The sequence below is a fragment of the Fructilactobacillus fructivorans genome (genome assembly GCF_000814735.1).
Taxonomy (GTDB): Bacteria; Bacillota; Bacilli; order Lactobacillales; family Lactobacillaceae; genus Fructilactobacillus; species Fructilactobacillus fructivorans.
In genome coordinates, this window is sequence record NZ_JOJZ01000017.1 from 1 (window position 1) to 9,742 (window position 9,742).

The following is a 9,742-nucleotide window of genomic DNA, read 5'->3' on the forward strand; positions in this document are numbered from 1 at the left end:
AATTTGTAACTAAATTTCGTCATAATAAAACCCCTTAAGTTGATTTTCTTGTCCAACTTAAGGGGTTCATATCAACCTACTAATAAGTAGACTGTTTTTAATTCAACAAATTCTTAAATTCTATTGGAATTTTAGATTTCACTTTAATTTTTTTCTTTTCAAATGGATCAAAAAAAATTGTTTGATAGCAATGTAACTTTTGATATTCACCACTATGAGCATTAGGATTATAAAGCCAATCACCAACTAACGGATATCCAATCTTAGCAAAATGAACCCGTATTTGATGAGTTCGACCCGTATGCAGTCGAATCTTAACCAGTGACATCCCGTTATTAACCTTTAACGTCCAGAATTCTGTTCGGCAATATTTACCATCATCACGGACCTCACGCTCAATAAAAGAACCCGGCTTCCTCCCAATCGGAAGAACAATTTCACCATGCTTAATGTTGAGTTCGCCCGAAATAACCGCAACATAGTTTTTTTCAATCTTTCGATCCTGAAGTTGTTTATCAAGAACTGAATGTGCAAGATGATTTTTGGCAAACATAACGGGACCACTAGTATCCCGATCTAGACGATTGACAACATGAACCTTCTTACTTGGATAATCATTTCGAAGATAGTACCCAAGAACCCGATTCAAGATTGTATCATTGGGATAAATGTGCGATGGAACCGATGCCACGCCCGCAGGTTTATCGACAATTAAAAAGTTATCATTTTCAAACAAAATTTTAATAGGTAAATTCGAAACTTGTAAAAAATCATTTTGCTTTTCAGGTGGCAAAATAATTCGAACACGATCTCCATGTGATAATTCAAAACTCGTATACACATCGTGACCATTTACCATTAAGTGACCACCATGATAACGAATGTCTTTAAGTAAGGAACGTGTAACTCCGTTCTTCATCACAAAGGTTCTAACTTTCATTGGGTGAGTTTCGTCATAAATCCACGCAAAACTAATCATCGTTTAAGGTATCCCCGATAAATGAATTGCTTACTCGTTGCCAAAAATGAGTGTGGCGATACTTAGCAAAGTAAATTCGACGCTTGGAAATTTTGAATTTAATTGATTTAATGGGCCTATCTTTAATTAACAGTTGATCGTAAGTTAAAACGTTGTGAAGTGAAACCTCAGGAACAATTGTGATAGATTCAGTTGGCGGAATAATAATCGGAGAACCAATTGTCCGAAAGACCCGATTATTGATTGATGCCATCTCTGCCACCTGAATTGAATTAAATTTTGGCGAAATAATGGCTCCTCCGACCGATTTGTTATATGCGGTTGAACCAGTAGGAGTTGAAATACATAAACCATCCCCGCGGAAATTCTCAAAAAGTTCACCTTTAATGTATACTTTAGCAACCATCGTTCCAAAAAGCTTCTTAAATGTGGCCTCATTTAAGGCAATCATGTAATCTGGCAACCCACCATCTGCATAATCAACCTCAATGTCTAGCAACGGATAACTAACACTTTGTCCATTATCCCGTTTCAGGCTTTCTACCAATTGCGTAACCTCGGTATCCCGCCAATCAGTGTAAAAGCCTAAATGACCAGTATGAATTCCAACAAATCTAATTTTATCCGTCAAATCGTCATAATGATGAAAAGCTGATAACAGTGTTCCATCTCCACCAACTGAAATGACAATCTCAGGATTCAGCTCATCAATCTCTAAATCCTTTGCTTTCTCAATTTCTTTTGATAATTCTGATGCAATTCGACTCGAGGTCTCACCATCATTACTATAAATTGCGATCTTCATTGCTTGTTCCCCTATTCATGTTTATCCTTTTGCTTTTTAAGATCCCGATCTAATTCTTGCTTAATTTCTGACATTTCTTCATCTAGCTTGTAAGCCGTTTCTGATGCACTTTGCAATCTTTCATGAACTTCCGGTGGGAAGACATCAGGATGCTTATAGTTCAAAGAATGTTCAATGGTGGCCCAGAAATTCATTGCTAACGTTCTAATTTGGATCTCAGCAAGAATCTCTCTTTGACCATCAACTAATTGCAACGGATAACTAAAAACAATGTGATACGAACGATATCCACTTGCCTTTTCGTTATGAACATAATCACGTTCTTCAAGAATGTTAATATCATTTCTTTTCCGGAGAACATCAACTACGGTATAGATATCATCAAGAAATTCACACATAATTCGTAGCCCACAAATATCTTCCATGTCTTCTGATAACCGTGATTCGTCAATATGGCGACGTTGCATTTTTTCTTTGATACTGTCAACTGGCTTAATTCGACTAGTAACAAATTCAATTGGTGAGCGCTCACCGCGTTCTAAGTACTGTGATCGTATGCCACGCAATTTTAATTTTAATTCGTTTGACGCTTCTTGATATGGAAACAAAAAATCGTCCCAGTTTTCTACCATAAAACAACAATCTCCAGTCTCTAGCATTGTTCCAGAAATATAATAACACACATAATTATTATCCCAGTATAATAAGAATATTAAAACAAATTTATTGAATTTTTATGAAAAAATGATACTCTAGTAAGTGCGTCGTTATAGAAGAGAAGAATAACAAACTAGGAAAGGAAAAAGTTATGATTGAACTATATTTATTTGTAGACCCAACTTGTAGTGACTGTGCTGAGTCTGAACGAACCATTGCTCGTTTATCAAAACAATTACCCTGTAAGACATCATACCGAATCATCCCAATCATGAATCTCAGCGTTATATCTGGCAATAAGGAAGCTCACTCACAACTTCTTCCATACAAATTGATTCTTGATTATAAAGCAGCTTTATTTCAAGGAGCAAAGAAAGGCCGGAAATTTTTGTTTGCGTTACAACGGGACATTCTAGAGAAAAACATGACCTATTGTGATAGTTTAGTATATAACATTGCTAAACAGGTTAAGTTAGACATGGATATGTTCAAGGAAGATCGCAGATCAAAGTTGACTGAGAGCACCTTCAAATCTGATCAAAAAATGATTTCAGAAATGAATATTTCTAATCATGGTAATTTAGTGATATTTGATTGTGATTCTGCAGACAACGGCCTGTTAATTGACAAGGTTGATTATCATGAATTATTTGAAATTTGTAGTCATATTATTCAAAAAGAATCACAAGAACTTGATGATAAAATCAAGCAAACAAGTAATCTAAGGGTTCTTTAGAATAAAAAAAATTCTCACACTTCAAAAGTGTGAGAATTTTTTTATGCTTTATAACCAGCCGAATTGACTCTTCTCAGTATCGAGTTTGCCAATTTCTGCCATTTCATCAGGAGATAATTCAAAATTAAAGATATCTAAATTACTCTTAATTCGATCGGGCTTAGTTGAACGTGGCAATACAATAATTCCGTTTTGAATTAAGAAACGCAAACCAACTTGTCCCACGGTCTTATTATGATCCTGGGCGATCTTCTTTAAAGTTTCATTAGTGAAAAAGCCATTACGACCTCTTGCAAATGGTGACCATGCTTCTAGACGTAAATTATCTTTTTTAGCGACTGGCAAGAAATCTTTTTGTTGACGGAACACATTTGTCTCCACTTGATCAACAACTGGAGCAATTGTTGCATTCTTCAAGATCTTATCTAAATCGTCACCATAGAAATTAGATAAACCAATGCTCTTTAATTTACCTGCTTTGACGGCATCTTCCATAGCACGGTAGGTTTCAGTTAAATCACCTGAAGGCCAATGATACAACATTAAATCAATGTAGTCAGTTTGTAATTTCTCTAGGGCTTCATCAATCATTTTCGTTGCTTCGTCATATGATTCTGGGCTTTCAATCTTAGTTGTAAGGAATATGTCATCACGATCAATATCACTATTCTTGATTGCGTTTCCTACTTCACGTTCATTTCCATAATCACGTGCAGTATCGATCCCAGGATAACCATCCTTTAATGCTTGATCAACACTTTTTTCTGTATCACGAGCTGGAATTTCATAAGTTCCGAAGAAAATTTGTGGAATCTTAATTCCATTATTTAATGTAAATGTTTCGTCTCTAGCTGTCATATAAACACCCCTCCTCAATTAATTACAAGTCCAGCATATTCTTCTCACATAATATTTCAAACATGATGCCTATAAATCTATAACATTTTTTCTAATTCATTTAATCGTCGCTCAAACTTATCGAAAGCTTGATTTAAATAATCTGGTTTTGTCATATCAACCCCAGCTGCTTTCATTATTGAAATGGGATCTTTACTACTTCCCGATTTCAAATAATTCAGATATGCTGCAACTTTTTCAGGATCACCGCTGGTAATACGATCCGCCAAAGCCGAAGCAGCGGCAAATCCTGTTGCATACTGGTAAACGTAGAAATCATAGTAAAAATGAGGAATTCGAGACCATTCGAGTCGAATTTCAGGATCAGAAACCACGTCATCACCATAATATTTTTGATTCAGTTTTAGATAATATTTATTCATAAAATCAGCCGTTAGCGATTTTCCAGATTGTTCAGAAGTGTGAATGAACTCTTCAAACTCAGCAAATTGGGTTTGACGGAAAATGGTTCCCTTCACCCCATCCAGATAGGAATTAAGAATATACTTGATAACTTCTGGATCAGAATTATTCTTAAGTAAATAATCTGTCAAAATATTTTCATTGGTTGTGGAAGCAATTTCGGCCACAAAAATTGAATAATCTCCGTATTGATATGGTTGATTATGGGAAGAATAATAGCTATGCATACTATGACCAGTCTCATGAACTAACGTATAGAGATTATCAAGATTATCCTGCCAGTTAAGTAAAACAAAGGGATTAGTATCATACATCCCTGAAGAATAGGCCCCAGTCCGTTTTCCTTTGTTTTCCACTACATCGATCCAACGATTATTAAATTCCTCTTTAACGTGCTGAAGATAATCGGGACCGTAAACACTTAAAGCTTTTAACGCTTCTTCTTTGGCTTGATCAAAAGTGTACTTAAGACTTGGTTTCCCACTTAACGGAACGTACATATCATACATATGAAGTTCAGGAACATTTAGAATCTTCTTACGAAGAGCTACATAACGATGCAATAACGGTAAATGTTCGTGAACACTTTGAATTAAAGTCCGATAAACCACTTCAGGGATTTCATTCTCACTCATTGCCATTTCTCTAGCAGAATTGTACTTCCGAGTTTGAGCTTCAAAATTATGAACGGCAACCTCCGAAGATAGTGTTGAAGCGAGTGTGTTTTGAAATTGATCAAAAGTTGAGTAAAAGGCTTTAAAAGTATTTTTTCGCACTGTAGGATTTTGTGACTCTAAAAGTAAACTATAAATACCATTTGAAAGACGCACTTTTTTGCCAGACCCATCATCAACTTCCGGAAATTTAAGGTCAGAACTGTCTAAAATCCCAAAGGTCTTTTCGGGAGACTCAAAAATGGTTGCTGCTCCTGCAAGCAATTTTTCTTGATCTTCAGGTAAGACATGATCTTTATTTACCAAAATTTCATCAAAAAGGCGCCCATATTCTTTTAGTGATGGATTATCTTGGGTAAACTGCTTAATTTTATCAGACCCAAGTGCAATGATCTCTGGCTCCAACCACGACTGAGCCTGACCAACGTCACTTCCTAACTTCTCCACTCGATCCATGTCACTTTGTAAATCATTATTAGTTGTGTCAACATCACTTGCCGATTGAGCATAAACGTATAATTTTTCATATTTTCGATTTAAATTCAGAACCCTCGTAATTACACTCAATAGTTGCTCAGCATTCTGTCCTAATCGACCTTTTAGGCGACTAACATCATGGACCTGCTTTTTGACTTCATCATAAGACTTTTCGAATTCTGAATGATTTTTATAAATCGTGGTTAAATCCCAAGTTAGTTCCCGTGGGACTTCGTTTCGCTTGGGTAAATTTTGTATCTTTGACATTTTATAATCTCCATTTCATGAACATTTCTTAATTACATTAATCTTAGCATAGACATCCCGATACCACGTAAAATCGCTTACTTGTTTAATAATTCCATGTTCAATTACCAATAATTTTCGATCAATTAAATTATCTAAAAAGCCGTTAATATAGGACATACGCAATTCTTTAACGTTTACGAGAAAAACAAAATGATCCGTAAAATCAAGTTTTTGATAAACTTCGCTCACAAATTGACGAATCCTCTTACCAACCCACTCTTTTAATTCGCATATAATCATCACGACCCATTTTAACCATTGCTTACCAAAAACTGGTGGTAAATCACGATAGTGATGGCAAATAAGAGGACAACCAGTGATTGAACTATGATGATAGTAACAATATTCTTGTAATTTCATCATGGTGGGATCCAGATGTCGGACCTGGTACTCGATTCTCTGACAAACCCTAATTAAATTAGGATGCAGTTGCTCTTTTCGATGATTACTTTTAAAAAAAGTTATCATCGTATCCCATTTCGTAAAAGTTCGCTCCTGATACTGATATTTTCCATCGCTCTGACATATACAATAACGAAGCAAATACCTTGATGTCAGTGGATTTAGATAAATAAGATAAAAACCAGTATTTTTATGATATCTGAGAAATTTAAGAACATTTGGACTAGCAAGTCGTTTTCGATAATACTTCATTCCTAAGATCCAGAATGAAGTAATACCAATTGAAAGGTAACCAGAGACACGCTCAGTCAGTCGTTTCAGCGTAATTGGGCTACATTGGTACTCAACTGCTAAGTGATGATAAAGGACATCTGCACGTTGCTTAATCATAGGTAAATAAACTTCTACCCTAGTACCATTTGGTAGTGAATGAAGAATACGAAATTTCCCCAAATTATGAACGTATGATTCACCTTCACTTGAATTACACTTTGAATTTGATTGATGGGCAAAATGTGGGATCTTATTGATGCCCTTTCTAAGTACCAGTAATTCACCGCACTCACAACAACGATAGTGATGGGTTTTTAATGCATCACTTGCTTTAACCAACCTTCCATTTTCGTATGCCATTAACATAATGAACCCTTAGCAATATACGAAAAAAGATCCGCCATTGGCGAATCTTTTTAATTAAAATAATATGCAATGGTTTCAAGTGCATTTCCAGTTGTAATTTGCTTCCCATGCTTTTTCAATTCATTTTCCGTAACTGATGCGATTTGACCATACTCATAAACAATTCCCATTTCATCGTTAATCATATGATTAAGATCTTTGAAGTTGGTATTCCCTTCACTATCATATTGACCATTTAAATGATAGCGGAACAGAACGAGATATGAGTTTTGATACTGATACAAATCAGTCTTAAGCTCCACTGCATGACGTGGCGTTACTTCCTTCCATTTATTGGCCAGACCAATCAGGTCATCAAATGAATTAAATTTAATTGGGATGGTCCGCTTACCAAGCTTTTTATCAAAAATGTCATATTTATCACGAACATCATTAACGGTAACTGGTTGGGGATCCTGTTCAATTTCATTTAACGGTGGCATCACACCACCGTTATCACCGACACGATTTGAAATATTCTTGTCTTTGCTAATAAATAATTCCAAACCATCTTGACTGGGGAGAATCTGAAAGAGCACCGTATCAGTATCAGTGAAATCTTTTTCAACGTCCGCTTCATCTAGGATACTGTAGAAAAATTGTTCACATTTCTCTCGATTGCCGAGCAAATCAAGCATTCCGATCCCATGTTTCTTCAAATCTTCTTTATTAATTAATACACGGATTGTATCTTTGTTAATACGATGAAATTTCATAAAACAAATCTACCTCCTCTATCTAAATACTAATTGTCCTTCTAATCTCAGGTAATTCGACATGAATGTCTTTTCCTGCTGCTTTTTGGGCTTGCTTTAGAAGTTCCAAATGGCTGCCATGTTGTGGAAGATGACTTATTAATAAATTCTTACTATTAGATAAGCGAGCTAATCTCCCAGATTGTTTAGACGTCATGTGCCATAGTTCTCCGTCAACATCCTCAAAGAAATTCGTATCTGATATTAACATATCAGAGTCTTTAACGAAATCAATCAGACCATCAAAATAACGGGTATCAGCCGTATAACTTAGAATCTTTCCAGTAGAACGTTCCTTGATCCTTATTGCAAAAGCAGAAACCGGATGAATGGTTTTTAAAAACGTCATTGTAAATGGTCCCACTTCAATTTCACTATCAGCACTAAATGGTTCCTTTTCGGTAGAATTAGGCCAATCTAATTGATTATAATGAGTTTGATCAGCTGTATTTCCATAAATTGGCAAAACGTCAGTATTATACCGTTGATCATGAAGTTGCCAATAATATTGTAAGACCCCTACATCAGCAATATGATCAGCATGATAATGGGACAGAATCACTGCATTTAATTTCAAGGGATCAATAACTTGCTCTAGTGACAGCATAACCCCACTACCACAATCAATTAATAAGTTAAAATCATCACTTGTTAAAAGATAACCACTCGTACCAATGTTATTGTATGGATATCCACCATAATCGCCTAAAACCGTAAGTTTCATTTTAATCACCCTTTTTCAAAAATTAAGACATTTTCCTTTTAACTCGTTAGGATTTATTCTAAACTAATTATGAAGTAATTTACATCAAAAGGAAGTTAATAATATGATAAGACAAATTTCTGTAACATTTGGCACGAAGAATGTGTTAGTTAACATCATGAAAAAGTACCCAGAAAGGGACTTGGCACTATTCTCTACCAATAACAACGATTCAGGTCTTCAACTACTAGATTATAGTGGAAAAGAATCTATTTTTAAGAGCCCCATCACATATGACGTCCTTTCACACGTTGGAGAAGATGATTGGAGTTACTTCATTAATTATGTGGAACTTTCACCTTCAGACGACCAACGTAAAGTACTCGATGCAAATATGAACACGTTCATGAGCAGTCCAGACTTACCAACAGGGATGTTCTCAGCATACTACATGTCTGATTCGAAGGATCACACTAAACGAATCATTCTTACTCTGTGGAGAGGAGCTTATGCTTATAACGATTGGGCTAATCATCCTGATAGCGTAGTTTCTAAATTCAAAAATGATCCAAACATTAACTACCGAACTGCAAGTTATCAACGGGTTGCCCCAACCAATAACTAAATAAATATAAAAAAAGAGATGAATTAATTCATCTCTTTTTTTATATGATACGGTTCGTACGAGACTCGAACTCGTGATCTCCTGCGTGACAGGCAGGCGTCCTGAACCAACTAGACCAACGAACCAAAATTGCGGGAGCTGGATTTGAACCAACGACCTCCGGGTTATGAGCCCGACGAGCTACCAGACTGCTCTATCCCGCGATAATATAAAGGAGGATGAGAGATTCGAACTCTCGCGCGATTTGACTCGCCTGACGGTTTTCAAGACCGTTCCCTTCAGCCAGACTTGGGTAATCCTCCAAAACGATATGATAATTATAACACATAGGTTTATAAAGCTCAACGCCCACCAAACAGCATTTGGATGGACCTTGTAGGACTCGAACCTACGACCGGACGGTTATGAGCCGTCTGCTCTAACCAACTGAGCTAAAGGTCCAAGACCTAATCGCGGCAGAGGGGATCGAACCCCCGACCTCCCGGGTATGAACCGGACGCTCTAGCCAGCTGAGCTACACCGCGATTTGAGATACGTAAAGTATCTAATCGGGAAGACAGGATTCGAACCTGCGACCCCCTGGTCCCAAACCAGGTGCTCTACCAAGCTGAGCTACTTCCCG

Annotated in this window: 10 protein-coding genes and 6 tRNA genes; 2 read left to right on the plus strand and 14 right to left on the minus strand. The window is 36.4% G+C overall.

Annotated features, from left to right (window positions below; genetic code table 11):
- Positions 1–97: 97 nt before the first annotated feature.
- From LfDm3_RS03610 to LfDm3_RS03620, 3 genes are read right to left on the minus strand one after another with little or no spacing between them, the layout of a single operon-like run.
- The gene (locus LfDm3_RS03610; protein ID WP_039144210.1) at positions 98–979 is read right to left on the minus strand and encodes an RluA family pseudouridine synthase; all 882 of its coding nucleotides are present in this window, start codon (positions 977–979) and stop codon (positions 98–100) included.
- Entirely contained in the window at positions 972–1,784 is an 813-nt protein-coding gene (locus tag LfDm3_RS03615; RefSeq protein WP_039144212.1) for an NAD kinase, read from the minus strand. The genes LfDm3_RS03610 and LfDm3_RS03615 overlap by 8 nt, the downstream gene beginning before the upstream one ends.
- Before the next feature lie 11 nt (positions 1,785–1,795).
- Positions 1,796–2,416 carry a GTP pyrophosphokinase gene (locus LfDm3_RS03620; RefSeq protein WP_039144214.1) on the minus strand — a complete coding sequence of 207 codons (621 nt, stop codon included), beginning with the start codon at positions 2,414–2,416 and terminating at the stop codon, positions 1,796–1,798.
- Between the two features lie 176 nt (positions 2,417–2,592).
- Between LfDm3_RS03620 and LfDm3_RS03625 the strand changes: the two genes are divergently transcribed.
- Positions 2,593–3,177 carry a DsbA family protein gene (locus LfDm3_RS03625; RefSeq protein ID WP_052236605.1) on the plus strand — a complete coding sequence of 195 codons (585 nt, stop codon included), beginning with the start codon at positions 2,593–2,595 and terminating at the stop codon, positions 3,175–3,177.
- Positions 3,178–3,225: 48 nt separating this feature from the next.
- Here LfDm3_RS03625 and LfDm3_RS03630 read toward each other — a convergent pair whose 3' ends face one another.
- The 5 genes from LfDm3_RS03630 to LfDm3_RS03650 form a co-directional block, all read right to left on the minus strand.
- Positions 3,226–4,035, minus strand: coding sequence for an aldo/keto reductase (locus tag LfDm3_RS03630; protein ID WP_010021175.1), 810 nt, complete (start codon positions 4,033–4,035; stop codon positions 3,226–3,228).
- A 77-nt stretch (positions 4,036–4,112) separates the two neighbouring features.
- Positions 4,113–5,915 (minus strand): oligoendopeptidase F, encoded by a 1,803-nt coding sequence (pepF, locus tag LfDm3_RS03635; protein ID WP_039144217.1) that lies wholly within the window; start codon positions 5,913–5,915, stop codon positions 4,113–4,115.
- Between the two features lie 15 nt (positions 5,916–5,930).
- Positions 5,931–6,992, minus strand: coding sequence for a competence protein CoiA (locus tag LfDm3_RS03640; protein ID WP_191978920.1), 1,062 nt, complete (start codon positions 6,990–6,992; stop codon positions 5,931–5,933).
- 56 nt (positions 6,993–7,048) lie between these two features.
- A complete protein-coding gene (locus tag LfDm3_RS03645) occupies positions 7,049–7,753 on the minus strand; it encodes an adaptor protein MecA (RefSeq protein ID WP_039144221.1) in 705 nt (234 codons plus the stop codon).
- Between the two features lie 22 nt (positions 7,754–7,775).
- Positions 7,776–8,516, minus strand: coding sequence for an MBL fold metallo-hydrolase (locus LfDm3_RS03650; RefSeq protein ID WP_039144223.1), 741 nt, complete (start codon positions 8,514–8,516; stop codon positions 7,776–7,778).
- Positions 8,517–8,619: 103 nt separating this feature from the next.
- On the opposite strand from LfDm3_RS03650, the gene LfDm3_RS03655 reads away from it, so the two are divergent.
- Entirely contained in the window at positions 8,620–9,120 is a 501-nt protein-coding gene (locus LfDm3_RS03655) for a hypothetical protein (protein ID WP_010021166.1), read from the plus strand.
- Between the two features lie 50 nt (positions 9,121–9,170).
- Here LfDm3_RS03655 and LfDm3_RS03660 read toward each other — a convergent pair.
- The 6 genes from LfDm3_RS03660 to LfDm3_RS03685 all read right to left on the minus strand — a co-directional run bounded on the left by LfDm3_RS03660 (position 9,171) and on the right by LfDm3_RS03685 (position 9,742).
- Positions 9,171–9,245: transfer RNA gene (locus LfDm3_RS03660), tRNA-Asp, on the minus strand.
- Positions 9,246–9,249: 4 nt separating this feature from the next.
- Positions 9,250–9,323: transfer RNA gene (locus LfDm3_RS03665), tRNA-Met, on the minus strand.
- A gap of 9 nt (positions 9,324–9,332) precedes the next feature.
- Positions 9,333–9,422: transfer RNA gene (locus LfDm3_RS03670), tRNA-Ser, on the minus strand.
- A 65-nt stretch (positions 9,423–9,487) separates the two neighbouring features.
- A tRNA-Ile gene (locus LfDm3_RS03675) sits at positions 9,488–9,561 on the minus strand.
- Between the two features lie 9 nt (positions 9,562–9,570).
- Positions 9,571–9,644: transfer RNA gene (locus LfDm3_RS03680), tRNA-Met, on the minus strand.
- A 24-nt stretch (positions 9,645–9,668) separates the two neighbouring features.
- A tRNA-Pro gene (locus LfDm3_RS03685) sits at positions 9,669–9,742 on the minus strand.